The 13793-nt window shown below is 64.0% G+C and carries 15 protein-coding genes; 5 read left to right on the top strand and 10 right to left on the bottom strand.

Annotation, left to right across the window (positions count from 1 at the left end; all coding sequences use genetic code 11):
* Positions 1 to 73: 73 nt before the first annotated feature.
* Positions 74 to 2191: a family 16 glycosylhydrolase gene (locus ACP146_RS03570; RefSeq protein ID WP_422365396.1), complete on the top strand. Its 2118-nt coding sequence runs from the start codon at positions 74 to 76 to the stop codon at positions 2189 to 2191.
* A 1-nt stretch (position 2192) separates the two neighbouring features.
* Here the strand turns inward: ACP146_RS03570 and ACP146_RS03575 are convergent, their stop codons facing one another.
* From ACP146_RS03575 to ACP146_RS03600, 6 genes are all read right to left on the bottom strand, one after another.
* A complete protein-coding gene (locus ACP146_RS03575; RefSeq protein ID WP_422365397.1) occupies positions 2193 to 2906 on the bottom strand; it encodes an N-acetylmuramoyl-L-alanine amidase in 714 nt (237 codons plus the stop codon).
* Between the two features lie 48 nt (positions 2907 to 2954).
* Positions 2955 to 3518, bottom strand: coding sequence for a cysteine hydrolase family protein (locus ACP146_RS03580; RefSeq protein WP_422365398.1), 564 nt, complete (start codon positions 3516 to 3518; stop codon positions 2955 to 2957).
* Between the two features lie 34 nt (positions 3519 to 3552).
* Positions 3553 to 4461, bottom strand: a complete 909-nt coding sequence (locus tag ACP146_RS03585; protein WP_422365399.1) for a DMT family transporter — start codon at positions 4459 to 4461, stop codon at positions 3553 to 3555.
* Positions 4458 to 6293, bottom strand: coding sequence for an ATP-binding cassette domain-containing protein (locus ACP146_RS03590; RefSeq protein WP_422365400.1), 1836 nt, complete (start codon positions 6291 to 6293; stop codon positions 4458 to 4460). The genes ACP146_RS03585 and ACP146_RS03590 overlap by 4 nt, the downstream gene beginning before the upstream one ends.
* 2 nt (positions 6294 to 6295) lie before the next feature.
* On the bottom strand, positions 6296 to 7030 hold the full coding sequence (locus ACP146_RS03595; protein WP_422365401.1) for a TerB family tellurite resistance protein: 735 nt from the start codon (positions 7028 to 7030) through the stop codon (positions 6296 to 6298).
* Positions 7031 to 7140: 110 nt separating this feature from the next.
* On the bottom strand, positions 7141 to 7905 hold the full coding sequence (locus ACP146_RS03600) for a DUF3750 domain-containing protein (RefSeq protein WP_422365402.1): 765 nt from the start codon (positions 7903 to 7905) through the stop codon (positions 7141 to 7143).
* A 216-nt stretch (positions 7906 to 8121) separates the two neighbouring features.
* Between ACP146_RS03600 and ACP146_RS03605 the strand changes: the two genes are divergently transcribed.
* Both ACP146_RS03605 and ACP146_RS03610 read left to right on the top strand, forming a co-directional pair.
* A complete protein-coding gene (locus tag ACP146_RS03605; protein WP_422365403.1) occupies positions 8122 to 9513 on the top strand; it encodes a methyl-accepting chemotaxis protein in 1392 nt (463 codons plus the stop codon).
* 85 nt (positions 9514 to 9598) lie between these two features.
* Positions 9599 to 10198: a glutathione S-transferase N-terminal domain-containing protein gene (locus ACP146_RS03610; protein ID WP_422365404.1), complete on the top strand. Its 600-nt coding sequence runs from the start codon at positions 9599 to 9601 to the stop codon at positions 10196 to 10198.
* Between the two features lie 120 nt (positions 10199 to 10318).
* Here the strand turns inward: ACP146_RS03610 and ACP146_RS03615 are convergent, their stop codons facing one another.
* Positions 10319 to 11236 carry a DMT family transporter gene (locus tag ACP146_RS03615; protein WP_422365405.1) on the bottom strand — a complete coding sequence of 306 codons (918 nt, stop codon included), beginning with the start codon at positions 11234 to 11236 and terminating at the stop codon, positions 10319 to 10321.
* Between the two features lie 133 nt (positions 11237 to 11369).
* On the opposite strand from ACP146_RS03615, the gene ACP146_RS03620 reads away from it, so the two are divergent.
* Entirely contained in the window at positions 11370 to 11837 is a 468-nt protein-coding gene (locus tag ACP146_RS03620; RefSeq protein ID WP_422365406.1) for an Lrp/AsnC family transcriptional regulator, read from the top strand.
* Positions 11838 to 11873: 36 nt separating this feature from the next.
* Positions 11874 to 12161 (top strand): hypothetical protein, encoded by a 288-nt coding sequence (locus tag ACP146_RS03625; RefSeq protein WP_422365407.1) that lies wholly within the window; start codon positions 11874 to 11876, stop codon positions 12159 to 12161.
* A gap of 22 nt (positions 12162 to 12183) precedes the next feature.
* Here the strand turns inward: ACP146_RS03625 and ACP146_RS03630 are convergent, their stop codons facing one another.
* The 3 genes from ACP146_RS03630 to ACP146_RS03640 form a co-directional block, all read right to left on the bottom strand.
* Positions 12184 to 12615, bottom strand: a complete 432-nt coding sequence (locus ACP146_RS03630; protein ID WP_422365408.1) for a hypothetical protein — start codon at positions 12613 to 12615, stop codon at positions 12184 to 12186.
* Positions 12616 to 12687: 72 nt separating this feature from the next.
* The gene (locus ACP146_RS03635; protein ID WP_422365409.1) at positions 12688 to 13116 is read right to left on the bottom strand and encodes a hypothetical protein; all 429 of its coding nucleotides are present in this window, start codon (positions 13114 to 13116) and stop codon (positions 12688 to 12690) included.
* Between the two features lie 119 nt (positions 13117 to 13235).
* Complete coding sequence (locus ACP146_RS03640; protein WP_422365410.1) at positions 13236 to 13664, bottom strand: hypothetical protein; 429 nt, start codon at positions 13662 to 13664, stop codon at positions 13236 to 13238.
* Positions 13665 to 13793: the final 129 nt, after the last annotated feature.

A 13793-nucleotide genomic window follows, 5' to 3' on the forward strand; every position in this document is an offset into this window, starting at 1 on the left:
TCGGCCCGAACAGCGGGCGGAAGAACTAGGGAAGACATGTTGCAACAGACGATACGCAGGATAGCGAAACGCGATGAGCACAGTCTTGAATGCCAGAGGCATCCCTCTTTCCTACAGTGCGGCAGCGACCGAGAACTTTACGGCGACGAGCGGCCAGCCTGAACTGCGCGGTACCACCGGCAACGACAACATGTGGGGCGAGGCGGATGTAAACGTCTCCCTCTACGGCGGCGCCGGTGACGACGTCTATTATCTCTACTCCGGGATCAACCGCGCTTTCGAGAGCGACAACCAGGGAATCGATTCCGTCGAAACCTGGATGAGTTACACCCTGCCGAAGAACATCGAGAATCTGGAAGTGACCGGTGCGGACCGCGCGGCTTTCGGCAACGCCCTCGACAACATCATCATCGGTGGTGACGGACAGCAGACTCTCGACGGCCGCGGCGGCGACGATGTCCTGCGCGGCGGGGACGGCGGCGATATCTTCGTCGTCGACCAGGGCAACGGCAGCGACCTTATCCTCGACTTCAGTTCTGAAGACACCTTGCGGCTGACCGGCTACGATTTCAGTTCCTTCAGCGAACTGCGCGGCAGGATGGTGCAGCGCGATGACGATCTTCAGATCAATCTCGGCGGCGGCGAGATCCTGGTGCTCGCCGACACCACCGCAGCCGATCTCAGCAGCGGCCAGTTTCAACTCGGCCTCAACTTTTCGGATCTCTCGCTGACCTTCAAGGACGACTTCGACAGCCTCGACCTCTGGGACGGCAGCAGCGGCACCTGGGATACGAACTATTGGTGGGGGGCTGAGAACGGCTCCACCCTGGAAGGCAACAACGAGCTGCAGTGGTACATCGACCGCGACTACGGGCCGACCCGGAGCGTCAATCCCTTCAGCATCGACGACGGCGTACTGACCATCACGGCGCGCCCGGCGCCGGCGGCCATCCGTCCGGAGATCGAGGGCTATCAATACACCTCCGGCATGCTCACCAGCTATGAGAGCTTTGCGCAGACCTACGGCTACTTCGAGATCCGGGCCGACATGCCCGAGGGGCAGGGGCTCTGGCCGACCTTCTGGCTGCTGCCGGCGGACGGTGCTTGGCCGCCGGAGCTGGATGTCATCGAAACGCGTGGGCAGAATCCCAACGACCTGATCCTGACCGCGCACAGCAACGCCACCGGCAGCCATGTTATCGACGACCGTGTGGCCAGGGTTGACGATACCAGCGGTTTTCATGACTACGGCGTACTCTGGGGCCCGGACGCGATCGTCTGGTACTTCGACGGTGTCGAGGTTGCCCGCACCCAGACGCCGGACGACATGCATCAGCCGATGTATATGCTGTTCAATCTGGCGGTCGGCGGCATTGCCGGGGCACCGGCGAACGGTCTGTCGACACCGGGCGAGATGAAGGTCGACCATGTCCGGGCCTATGCGCTGGACGACGTGGTGGCACCGCCGGTGCGCGATCTCTCCGGCAACGACACTTTGGTTGGCGGGCTGGAGGCGGACACCCTGGCCGGCGGCGCCGGTGACGACGCGCTGCACGGCCTGGCCGGCAACGACCGCCTGCTGGGCCAGGCCGGTGACGACCTGCTTTGCGGCGGCGCCGGGCGCGACACCCTGAACGGCGGCGGCGGCAACGACACGGCGGACTACAGCAACGCACCGGTCGATTGGCGGATCGACCTGACCGACGGCAAGGCGCATCAGGGTACCCAGAGCGAGGATCTGGTTTCCATCGAGAACGCGGTGGCCGGCAACGGCAATGACACGCTGGTCGGCGACGCCGGCGGCAACGTGCTCGTCGGAGGGCGCGGCAATGATCGCCTCGCCGGGCGGGACGGCGACGACAGCCTGACCGGTGGCAGCGGCCGCGACACCTTCGTGTTCCGGAAAATGGATCAGTCCGGCGGCGACGGCGACGACCGGATCACCGACTTTCAGAAGTGGGGGGACGTGCTGTCCTTCACCGATCTGATCGATTCTGATTCAGACTCGGATATCGACCTGAAGGATTTGAACGCGGCGATCAGCGATGTCACCGACAGCGGCAGCGGCGGCGATGTCGTCGTCGCTTTCGACAACGGCGCTTCGCTGACTCTCGTGGGCAGCGGTACGGGCAGAGTCGACTCGATTACCGATCTGGTGGACGACGCCGCCAGCCAGATCCAGGTTTCATGAGTCAGCCGGAGGCATTTTCTTTCAGCAGCGCCAAGAGTGCCGACAGCCGTTGCCGGGTTTCCGTGTCGGCCTCGCCGGTGATCGCTGCCGGGCGATAGCGGCGCTGGAAAGCACGGATCACCGCCGCCGGATCCTTATCGATAAAACCGTAACCGACTTCGGTGAGGGCGGCGCGGACCGCATCGGCTGGCAAGATGTCATCGGCGGGCGCGTCGGGCGCCGGCCAGAGTCCGATTCCCTCTGCCGCCAGCCCCGGCCAGTCGAAGAGTTCGCCGGGATCTTCCTTGCGCAGGGGGGCGACGTCGGAATGCCCAAGGACCCGCGCTGCCGGGATCGCATGGCGGGCAAGAATGCCCTGCGCCAGGGCGGTGACCGAGGCCATCTGTGCGGCGGGGAAGGGGCGGTAGCCGAACTCATGGCCCGGATTGACAATCTCGATGCCGAGGGAGCGGGCATTGATGTCCTGAGCGCCCTGCCAGGAGGCGACACCGGCGTGCCAGGCGCGGCGGTCTTCGCCGACAAGCCGGAAGACCCGCCCGTCCTCTTCAACGCAGTAATGGGCGCTGACCTTGGCCGCGGGGTCGCACATCCGCGCCAGCGCCGCCTCACCGCTCTCCATGCCCGTATAATGCAGCAGCAGGATATCCACGGCCTGCCCCGCCGGGCGGGCATCGTGATTGGGCGAGAGGCGTTTTTGAATTTGCAGGCCGGTCATGAGCGACTCTGATACAGGAAAGACCGGAGTCTAGCCCAGGACTCTGTATCAATCGAGGGCGGCAATCACCGCAGCACTGTTCACCACCCGGCCGAACTCGGTGTTGAGGGTGGTGAGGTGGGCCAGATGTATGTGCTCGGCGCTGACGGCCTCACCCTCGGGGCCTTTTTGGTCGAAGGCCACACAGGCATCGCCGACCACCAGGACGTCGAAACCCAGGTTGGCGCCGACCCTGGCGGTGGTGGAGACGCATTGATCGCTGGTGAGGCCGAAGAGGACGATCTGTTCAATGCCCTGGCCGCGGAGATCGGCTTCCAGGGTCGTGCCGATGAAGGCGGCATTCACGGTCTTCTCGATCAGGGCTTCCCCGTCCTGTGGTTCGAAGCCCGGCTTGAAGGCATTGCCCGGCCGATCCGGGCGCAGCGTGGAGTCGGGTTCGACGGAGTTGTGCTTCACGTTGATCACCGGGCGGCCTGCCGCGCGCCAGGCGGCCAGGAGGGCGAGGCCGCGCTGTTCCATATCCCGGTTGTTGCGCCGGCCCCAGACGGGATCGTCGAAGGCTTGTTGGACGTCGATGGGTATCAGGACGGACTTGCTTGAAAGCATAGACATCTTAGCTTTCTTCTCTGGTTGTCGTAATTCGAATTCAGACCCGTCCGGCCTCGGGCGCTGTTGCCTTCGGGCGGCGCAGGATGATGATGGCGACACCGCCGACCGTCAGCAGACCGCCCAGGATCAGATTGAGGGTCAGGCTCTCGCCCAGGAAGACGATGCCAGACAGCACCCCGAAGACCGGGATCAGCAGCATGGACGGCATGATCTGATTCATCTGATAGCGGCGCAGCAGCCAGTACCAGGCGCCGTAGCCGATGACCACCACCGCCACCGCCTGATAGACGATGGCGAAGTAGGCCCAGAAGCTTGCAGCCTGCAAGGTTGCCCATTGGCCGTCCTCCAGCAGCATCGAGGCCAGGGCGAGCTGCGGCGTGGCAAAAACGCCAATCCAGGCATTGAGGGTGAAGCCGTCGATGGGGCCGAGCCGTTTGATCTGCACATTGGCGACCGACCACATGCAGGCGGCGAAGATGACGAAGGCAAGGGCCAGGTACTGGCCGTTCAGGCGCGGTTCCCCGGCGATGATGGCGACCCCGGCAAAGGCCAGCAGCATGGCGAGGCCGCGCCGCCAGCCGAGTTTGTCATTGAAGAAAAATGCGGCAAGCAGCGCCGCAAAGGGCACCTGCAATTGGATGGCGATGGCCGCCGTTGCGGCATCCAGCGTTATCAGCCCGGTGAACATGAAGGAAAAGTGCAGGATACCCAGGGTGAAGGAGATACCGAGCAGCGGCAGCCACTGCCCCTTCGGCAGCTTGGCGAAAGGCAGCAGCAGCACCGCTACCAGCAGGAACCGCAGCGCCATGAAAAGCATGGGCGGCAGTTCTTCGAGACCGGTCTTGGCGACGGCGAAGTTGAGGCCCCAGATCGCCATGACGCCGATGATGACGAAAAGATCGAGCGGTTTGAGCGCGGACTCGGCGGTGGGGGCGTCGCTGCTCATTCGGCGAGCGCTTCGCGGGCCGACTCGAGATCCAGCCAGCGCTCTTCCGCCGCTGACAGAGCCTCGCGGGCCGTCGTCAGCTTCCCGGTCACCTTGGCAAAGCCGTCCGGGTCGCGGGTGAAGAGCGTCGGATCGGCCAAAGCGGATTCCAACTCGGCGACTTCGGCCGTCAGGGTGTCGATCTTGTCGGGCAGGGCGTCGAGTTCGCGCTGGTCCTTGTAGCTGAGCTTGCTGCGGCTGCGCGGTTTCTGGTCCTTCGCGGTCTTGCCGCCTGCGGCAGCTTGCGGGCCGCGCGCAGCTTCGCGCTGCTGCTTCAAGGCGGCCTGGTGATACTGCAGGTAGTCGCTGTAGCCGCCCGGCACCTCCAGGACCTTGCCGCCGCCTTCCATGGCAATGACGGCGGTCACCAGACGATCCAGGAAGTCGCGGTCGTGGCTCACCAGGATCAGGGTGCCTTCGTAGTCGTCCAGCACCTCCTGAAGTAGATCCAGGGTTTCCATGTCGAGATCGTTGGTGGGCTCGTCCAGCACCAGCAGGTTGCTCGGCTTGGCAAAGAGCCGTGCCAGCAGCAGCCGCGCCTTCTCGCCGCCGGACAGCGCCTTCACCGGCTGGCGGGCCTGGTTTTCCTCGAAGAGAAAGTCTTTGAGGTAGGACACCACATGGCGCTGGCGCCCGCGCACCAGCAGGGTGTCGCCGCCATCGGGAATCAGGCTGCGCCACAGAGTGGTTTCCGGGTCCAGGCTCTCGCGGCGCTGGTCGAAGTAGACCGGCGTTACCTGACTGCCGAGACGCAGCTTGCCATTGTCCGGCGCCATCTCGCCCATCAGGATTTTCACCAGGGTCGACTTGCCGGCGCCGTTGGGCCCGATGATACCCAGGCGGTCGCCGCGGCGGATGCGGGTCGAGAAGCCGGTGAGGATGGGCAGATTGCCTTCGGCGGTCTCGAAGGACTTGGTGAGTTCTTCGGCTTCGACCACCATGTTGCCGCTGCGCCCGCTGCTGGCGCTGTCCAGCTTGGCGGTGCCGACCTGGCGCAGCCATTCGGCCCGCTCGGCCCGCAAACCCTGCAACCGTGTCAGGCGGCCCTGGTTGCGCTTGCGCCGGGCGGTAACGCCGCGCTGCAGCCAGCGTTCCTCGCGGACGATCTGGCGATCCAGCTTGTGCTGCGCCTCGGCCTCCTGCTGCCGCAGGGTCTCGGCCCAGGTGTCATAAGCGGCGAAGGATTTGTCCAGGCGGTGCATGCGGCCGCGGTCGAGCCAGAGGGTCGTGTTGGTCAGGTTGGCGAGAAAGGTGCGGTCATGGCTGATGACCAGCAGGGCGCCGCGAAAGCGCTGCAACTCGCCTTCCAGCCAGGCGATGGTGGGCAGGTCGAGGTGGTTGGTGGGCTCATCCAGCAGCAGAATGGCGGGCTCCGACACCAGGCAGCGGGCCAGGGCGACGCGGCGGCCTTCACCGCCGGAAAGACCGCTCAGGTCGCGGGCGCCGTCGAGGCTGAGGCGTACCAAGGCGGCATCCACGGCGTGGCGTGGCGCGTCGGGGCCGCCGGCCGGGTCGCGGGCGACATAGTCGGCGATGCTGCCGCCGACGGAAAAGTCCGGGTCCTGCGGCAGGTAGGAAACGCTGGTGCCGGGCTGCAGGAACCGCTGGCCGCTGTCGAGGTCCTGAAAGCCGGCGATGACCTTCAGCAGGCTCGACTTGCCGCTGCCGTTGCGGCCCACCAGGCAGGCCCGTTCACCCTTTGACAGGGTAAGAGAGAGGCCCTCGAAGAGCGGGCGATCACCGAACCGCAGGCGCGCGTCGTTCAGGGCGATCAGGGGCGGACCGGCCGCCACGCTCAGGTGATCCCGCGCAGTTTGCGGATCTCGTCATAGGCGGCGTTGATGGTGGCGACTTTTTCGTTGGCCACCTCAACGAACTCCGGCGGCATGCCTTGGGCAACCAGACGATCGGGATGGTTCTCCACCACCAGTTTGCGATGGGCGGCTTTGATGGCCGCATCGTCGGCATCGCGGTCGACGCCCAGGATTCGAAAGGGATCGCTGTCCTCCAGGCGCACGTTGGCGGCGCGGATACGGTCCCAGCATTGCGCATCAAAACCGAAGAGAACCGCCAGGTTCTCCAGATAGGCCAGTTCGTCGTCGCTGACTGTGCCGTCGGCCCGGGCGATGTGAAACAGCCCGCCGAGCAGTTCCTCCAGCACCGCCGGATTGTCGGCGAACATCCGGGCGAGCTGCTTGGCATAGGGCTCGAACCCGCCGGCGTTCTTGCGCGCCTGGTCGAAGACCCGGCCGACATTCTTCATTTCTTCCGGCGGGATCCGGAAGACCTGCTTGAAGGCGTCGACCTCGTCGCGGGTCACCGTGCCGTCCGCCTTGGCCAGCTTGGCGCCGAGTACGATGACCCCGATGGTGAAAGCGATCTGCTTGGTGGCGTCCGCTGCTTCGGCGGCGGCCGGTGCGCCGCTCATCTTGTCAACGGCATGGCCGGCCACCGCGCCGATCAACGCGCCCAGCGGGCCGCCCAGGGCAAAGCCTGCGGCGCCTCCGAGAATTTTGCCCCAAACGCTCATTGTCTTACTGCGATGTGAAGAAGCTTACTTGTTGAAGAAGCTTGTGCCGGTTCGAAGCCTCAGCATGACGGGCCGAACCGTGTTGCGTCAAGCAAACAGGGCAAATCCGCCTAACTCCCCGTGGTGGCTGCGATACGCCCGAGGCCGGGCAGTTTGATCGCCAGGTCGAGCGGGTCGATCCCGAAGGTGAGGCCCAGGATGTTGACTTCCAGCCCCTCCTCGACGGCCAGCCCGGCCCCCAAAAGGCCGAACAATGAAAGCTGATATCCGGTGCCGCTGGGCGTGGCCGCCAGGAACCGGGTCTCGCCCAGGTAATCCTTGCCCACGGCGGTCGGCGGCAGGTCCAGGTTCAGGGCCGGCACCTGCCGGGCGATGCTGGCGGTGAAGGTATTGGAATTCGGCCCCGGCCAGGTCTTGTATTCACCGGCGAAGGGATAGTTGGCGATGGCGGCCTCGATCTGGGGAATGGCCGTCGCCGCTTCTTCGCCGCGTAGCTCGGCATAGAGTTCCGGGGCGGCGCCGAACCAGTAGCGGTCCGCCGTGCCCTGGCGTTGCCGCACCGCGTTGCCGCTTTGCCAGAAGCGCCAGCCGATGACCTCATGGATGGTGAAGCTCTGGGCGCCCTCGGGCTTCACCGCAATCCAGGTGTGCACGGCAAAGGCCCCGCGCCAGCGTACAGTGCGGGCGCCATAGACCTGCACCACGGCTTCCGGCGTCACTGCCGGGTCCGGCGCCAGGCCGGCGCTGTCGGACGAGGCGCTGCGCCAGGAGCGGTCAAGGGAAACATCGTCGGTCATGGTCGCCAGGGCCGGGCCCGCCAGCAGGAAGCCGAGGACCAGCAGCAGGCGCCGGAGGGTGAGAGCGAAGGTCTTCATGGTCGGCCGGTTTCTTGGTTCGCTTAGATCTGGGGAAGGGGACGGCTTTGTTACAATAGCTGTTCTTTCATCATCTTCCCTGGCCTTTGTGGCGATCTCATGACGCTCTCGACCAGCGGTTTCTTAAGGTCTAAAGAATTTTTAACCCTGTCCCCCGAATAATCGGCCTTTCATGGGGCAGAACAGCCCGAAAAAGACAGCGATCAAGGGCCGAAAATGTCGGGCGATGCCACCGGCGAAGCGCAGATAATCGACGGACTCGCGCGGGATGCCGCCGGTCTGGGGGTCGAGATTGTCGACGTGGCCGGCAACATAGACGCAGTTTCCGGCCAAGTCGCCCAACAGGCCGAGCGCTTTCGCGGCCTGGTCGAAAACGCCGGCCAGGTCAACGAGAGCAACAGGCGCATCGCCGAGGCGGCCTCCCAGGCGCGGGAGAAAGCGGCCCGGACGGCAGAGAGCGTACGGGGTTCGGAAGAGACCGTACGCAGCGCCGTGGACGATATCCATGCCCTGGTGGAGGCGGTCGCGGTCATCGAAGGACAGCTCGGCGGCCTGCAGCAGGCCCTGGACGAAGTTGCTCAGGTTGCCTCCGGTATCGAAGCGATTGCCAAGCAGACCAATCTGCTGGCGCTCAATGCCACCATCGAGGCCGCCCGTGCCGGCGATGCGGGCAAGGGCTTCGCCGTGGTGGCGGGTGAGGTAAAGGCCCTGGCCGCCCAAACCTCGACCGCCACGGCGCAGATCGACGAGACTTTGAAGCGGCTCACCGAACAGGCCGAGCAACTCGTCGATCAGGGCGGCGAGACGACTGGACGGGCGGAATCGGCGCGCCGCGGCACCCAGACCATCGGCGATGTGATGGGCAAGGTCGGCGCCGCCGTCACCGGGATCGAGTCGGACACGGCGGCGATCGCCGAGAGCGCCGAGAGCATCGACCGGCAGTGCGGCGGTTTCGTTTCCACCCTGGAAGCGATGAACGGCGAGGTCGAAGGGGCCAGCACGACACTGGGCGAGGCCCGGGACCGGATAAACCGCCTGATCGCCGCCAGCGAGCGGGTCATCACCCTGACCGCCCAGAGTGCTTTGAACACCATCGACGGGCCCTTCGTCGCCAAAGTGAAGGCGGTTGCGGCCGCGGTTTCCGGCGTCTTCGAAGCCGCGTTGCATGAGGGCCGGATCAGCGAGGCCGAACTCTTCGACCGCGATTACCAGCCGATCGCCGGCAGCGACCCGGAGCAGCTGATGGCCGGCTGTACAAAGCTTACCGACGATGTGCTGCCGCCGATCCAGGAACCGCTGCTGGACTTCAACGAGGCCGTGGTGTTCTGCGCCTGTGTCGATGTCAACGGCTACCTGCCGACCCACAATCTGAAATTCTCCCAGCCTCAGGGCGACGACCCGGTGTGGAACGCCGCCAACTGCCGCAACCGGCGCCTGTTTGACGACCGCGTCGGGCTGGCGGCCGGGCGCAATACCGAACCCTTCCTGCTGCAGAGTTACCGCCGCGACATGGGCGGCGGCAACTTCACCCTGATGAAGGATGTCTCGGCCCCCATCATGGTGAGGGGCAAGCATTGGGGCGCCGTGCGCCTGGCTTACAAGGTCTGATCTCGCCGGTTTCTCGGCGACCCCATGGCGGAGCCTGCCGACAGGCTCTAAACTCGCCGCCGTTCATCACGCAGCGGAGGCCGCCATGCAATTGTTCTACTCCCCGACATCCCCCTATGCCCGCAAGTGCCGGGTGATCGCGCGGGAGCGCGGCTTGATGGGGCAGTTCGAGGAGATCCCCTGCAATCCGATGGAGGACCCGCCGGAACTGCAGGCGAAGAACCCGCTGGGCAAGGTTCCGGCGCTTGTGCTCGACGACGGCACCGCCCTCTTCGACAGCCCGGTCATCGCCGAATACCTGGATGGCCTGGGCACTGCGGATCGCATGATCCCCGCCGAGGGTGCCGCACGCTTCAAGGTGCTGACCGCCGCCGCCCTGGGCCAGGGCATGACCGACGCAGCCTTCAACGTGACCATGGAAAGCCGCCGCCCGGAGGGCGAGCGTTCTCCGGCAGCGGTCGCCCGCTGGCGCGCGGCGATCCTGCGCGGCCTCGATCACATGACCAGCCATATTCAGGGACTGCCCGGCGATCTTACGATGGGGCATGTCGCCTGCGCCTGCGCCCTCGGTTACCTCGACCTGCGCCACGGCGATCTCGGCTGGCGGGACGGGCGCGGTGATCTGGCGGACTGGTTCGCCGCCTTCGACGCCCGCCCGGCCATGCGCGAGACCGATCCCAGTTAGCTTCTCTTTCGATTGTCACGGCGCCGGCCCGCTCCCCCTCCCGGCCACCCACTAGGATAATTTCATGGGTGGCCGGGAGGGGGAGCGGGCCGGAACCGCTTCGACGTTAGTCGAAATGCTCTAAGACCACCTTCCTGGCAGCAGACCGAGCGCCGTGATCATGCCGGCGGTGACCAGGGCGGCGCCGGCCAGATCGGTCGGGCTGGGCACCTCGCCCAGCAGCGGATAGGCGAGCAGCACCGCAATAGCGGGCACCAGGGTGACGAAGACCGCGCCGCGCCCGGCCCCCAGCAGCGCCACCGCCCGGCTGTAACAGACCAGCGCCAGGATCGCCGCGACGAGGCCTTGAAACACGGCTTGCCCGGCGATTTCGCCCAAGGGCGCGGTAAAGAGCTGCGGCTCTGCGGTGAGCAGATAGATCGGCCCGTAGATCAGCAACGACAATACCGAGACCAGCGCCGTTGCCTGCAGCGGCTCGGCGCCCCAGGCGCGCAGAGCGACGGTGTAGCTGGCCCAGAGCAGGCCGCCGCAGGCGAACATCAGGTGGCCCTTCCACTGTTCGGCCTGATAGTCCCCAAGGGCCTGCCCGCCGATCAGCAGCACGCCGGTCAGCATCAGGGCGATGCCGATCAGGCGTTGGCGCGGCGGACGGTCGCCGAGCAGCAGCCAGCCCCCCAGGGTCGCGAAGACCAGCATGAAACTCGGTCCGATGATGCCGCCCTGACCGGCCGGCGCATAGCTGAGGCCGCCGGCGGTCACCAGCACATAGGGCGCGCCGGCGCCGAAACTGAGGAACAGCGCCCGCCCCCAGCCGAGGCCGCCAGTTCCCAGATTGCCGGTGCCGTTGCGAATCACCAGAGGCAGCAGGATCAGCCCGGCGACCAGAAAGCGCAGGGCGGCGATGTCGGCGACGGCCAGGCTCTGGCGGATACCGAGGGCGGAGACCACCGGCCAGGCCCCCCAGATCAGGGATGCAGTCAGGCCGTAGACTACCGCCGCCGGCAGGGCAGAGGCTTGGTTTTCGGAAAGATCGGTCATGGCGGCGGCATCCCTTGTCTGCTTGATTTCAAGCGATAAACCTAGGGATTCGCTGTGCGGTCAGGCGGCAAATTTCGACGATTTCTGACGAAATTATGCGTTTGAAAAGGAAAATCGATGGTATTCTGCATGGATGGATGAATTAGATCAATTCGACGTCGCGCTGCTGGATCAGCTTCAGCGCGACAACCGCCAGACCTCGGAAGCCTTGGCCGCCGCCGTCGGTCTTTCCGCCACCGCCTGCCAGCGCCGCATGAAGCGATTGCGGGAGGCCGGTTACATCGCCGCCGACGTTTCGATTCTCGACCCGGCCAAGGTCGGGCGGCGCACCACCTTCATCGTGCAGGTGGATCTTGTCCGTGGCCGCGCCGATATCGTCGACGGCTTCAAGCGGGATATGCTGAAAGTCCCGGAGGTGCAGCAGTGCTACTACGTCACCGGCGAGGCCGATTTCGTCCTGATCGTCGTCGCCGAAGACCTTGCACACTATGAACAGCTCACCCGGCGGCTTTTTTACGGCAACAACGTTATCGGCAAGTTCCACACCCAGGTGGTGATGGACTCCGTGAAGCTGGGCCTTACAATTCCCCTAGAGGATTAGAATTAGGATTAAGCGCAGAAAACCGGAGGGAAGCCTTTGCCGACTGCGTTGCTCGTGCTCCTGGCGATGGTCCCGATTCTCTGGCTGGCCTTCTGTATTCTGAAGGCGCAGTTCGGCCTTGTCTGCGGCACCTACTGCAGCGCCACCCTGATCCTCACCGACATCGCCGCAATCACCTGGCTTATTCTCCAGGGGCAAACAGTGATGAACGGCACCCAGTTCGGCTTCGCCTGTCTCGTGCTGTTCACCGTGAACCTCGGCCTCTCGGTCGGCTGGCTGAGCGGGTACCTGAAGCGCAAAAGACGACGGGAAGGTTTTCGGTGATCGTCCGTCGCGGTCCGCTGGACTACTTCAAGGGTAAGTCCCTGACATTTCCCGGCTGAATGCTGATAATCTCGGCGCCGTACTTTCCATAACTTGGACCGCCTGTTCGAAACTCTATGTACTGGCCATCCTTGGTTACGACTTCCACACATCGGCGCTTCGGGGAATCCGCGTAGATGAAACAGAGCCAATCATCGTCGATCTCCCATGTGCCGTAGTAGGTGCGGCGGCTCGGTTCAATTGTGGTGAGGCGCCCGTCGGCTGAGCGGTACTCGACGAGATTCCCGCTGCCGTCGCCGTAGCGCCCTTCGACGGTCTGTCCTGAGAAGACACGGGTGATCTCCTCACCCGTCATAACCCGGTAGCCGTCTCGCAGGTATTCTTCTTTTGCAGTTGCGCAGCCGGTCAGCCCTATCGCGAGCATGGCAACAGCCCAATATTTGTTCATTCGCATGAAGACTGATCTCACAGATAATCCAGTAGCTGAAAGCATCGGCGTCACAACTCTGCGGCAGTGTCGGGTTGTTCACTTCAGCGGCAAGTTATTCACGTTGCCGGGCTGAATGCTGGTGATGTCTGTAAATTTCCCAAATTCCCGCCCGCCTGTTCGGATGTCGACGTAGCGTCCATCCTTGGTGAGGACTTCAACGCATTTCTTCACCGGAAAATCTGTATAGATGAAGCAGAGCCAGTCGCCGTCGACACTCCAGGTTCCGTGATAGGTGCGGCCATCCGATTCGATTGTTGTGAGGCGCCCATCGGCTGAACGGAATTCAACAAAGACGCCCCTGCCGTCGCTGTAGCGTCCTTCAACGGTTTGCCCTGAAAAGACGCTGACGATCTCTTCGCCCGTCATGACCCGAAAGCCGTCTTGCAGGTGTTGTTCCTTGGCCGTCGCGCAGGCCGCAAGACCTGCCACCAGGAGTGCGAAGATCAGGGTGTTTTTGAGCTTCATCGTTTGAGTGCTTCCCGCATTTCAGGTTGGCTTGGCGCTTCCACCGGCTGTGAAGGGCCCTCAGATCCGTTGCAAAATCCAGAACGAAGCGGTTGAACGGTTCATCAGACTTCGGCCGTTCAGTCCAAGGGAAGGCCCTGGGTGTTACCGAGGCTGATTGACAGGACTTTGGCACTCACGTTGCCGGATCGTCCGGAATACTCCTTGAACAGGATGTACTGGCCATTCCTTTCCGCGACCGTATGGCAGTTGTCTTTGGTGGCAGGAATGTCTGGATAGACGAAACAGATCCGTTCCCCCCGGACCTCCCATTTTCCTTGTTCAGCGACCCGATCGGACCGCTTGAACGTTGAACGGCCGTCTTCATGGAAAAAGGCAGTTGCAGTTCGGCCACTGGCCAGCTCAACCTGGTGGGTTTTGCCAGCATGCAGTTGACGAATCTCTTCGTTGGCCAGCAATTGGTAACCGTCGTCCAGATGGCGTTCTTTCGCGGTTACGCAGCCTGCAAGCGTCGCGCTCAAAAGAGCCGCCGCCACAATTCTTCCCATACTCATCGCTTCTGACCTCGAGTCTGCTGCCTGAAAGACAGAATATATCACTCCGTTGGCTCTTCGTCTTGCGGTTGATGATTTGCTCAAGAGATAACGTTGACAATTTATCGATAAAATGTCTTTGTA

Origin of the sequence: Pelagibius sp. (genome assembly GCF_965249265.1) — a bacterium.
Taxonomy (GTDB): domain Bacteria; phylum Pseudomonadota; class Alphaproteobacteria; order Kiloniellales; family Kiloniellaceae; genus Pelagibius.

Excerpts from the sequence above, each read along its gene's own strand:
- ACP146_RS03620 (WP_422365406.1), top strand. The coding sequence starts at position 11,370 with ATGGATGAATTAGATCAATTCGACGTCGCGCTGCTGGATCAGCTTCAG.
- ACP146_RS03640 (WP_422365410.1), bottom strand. The coding sequence starts at position 13,664 with ATGGGAAGAATTGTGGCGGCGGCTCTTTTGAGCGCGACGCTTGCAGGC.
- ACP146_RS03610 (WP_422365404.1), top strand. The coding sequence starts at position 9,599 with ATGCAATTGTTCTACTCCCCGACATCCCCCTATGCCCGCAAGTGCCGG.
- ACP146_RS03580 (WP_422365398.1), bottom strand. The coding sequence starts at position 3,518 with ATGTCTATGCTTTCAAGCAAGTCCGTCCTGATACCCATCGACGTCCAA.
- ACP146_RS03605 (WP_422365403.1), top strand. The coding sequence starts at position 8,122 with ATGTCGGGCGATGCCACCGGCGAAGCGCAGATAATCGACGGACTCGCG.
- ACP146_RS03635 (WP_422365409.1), bottom strand. The coding sequence starts at position 13,116 with ATGAAGCTCAAAAACACCCTGATCTTCGCACTCCTGGTGGCAGGTCTT.
- ACP146_RS03595 (WP_422365401.1), bottom strand. The coding sequence starts at position 7,030 with ATGAGCGTTTGGGGCAAAATTCTCGGAGGCGCCGCAGGCTTTGCCCTG.
- ACP146_RS03570 (WP_422365396.1), top strand. The coding sequence starts at position 74 with ATGAGCACAGTCTTGAATGCCAGAGGCATCCCTCTTTCCTACAGTGCG.
- ACP146_RS03615 (WP_422365405.1), bottom strand. The coding sequence starts at position 11,236 with ATGACCGATCTTTCCGAAAACCAAGCCTCTGCCCTGCCGGCGGCGGTA.
- ACP146_RS03575 (WP_422365397.1), bottom strand. The coding sequence starts at position 2,906 with ATGACCGGCCTGCAAATTCAAAAACGCCTCTCGCCCAATCACGATGCC.
- ACP146_RS03630 (WP_422365408.1), bottom strand. The coding sequence starts at position 12,615 with ATGCGAATGAACAAATATTGGGCTGTTGCCATGCTCGCGATAGGGCTG.
- ACP146_RS03585 (WP_422365399.1), bottom strand. The coding sequence starts at position 4,461 with ATGAGCAGCGACGCCCCCACCGCCGAGTCCGCGCTCAAACCGCTCGAT.
- ACP146_RS03600 (WP_422365402.1), bottom strand. The coding sequence starts at position 7,905 with ATGAAGACCTTCGCTCTCACCCTCCGGCGCCTGCTGCTGGTCCTCGGC.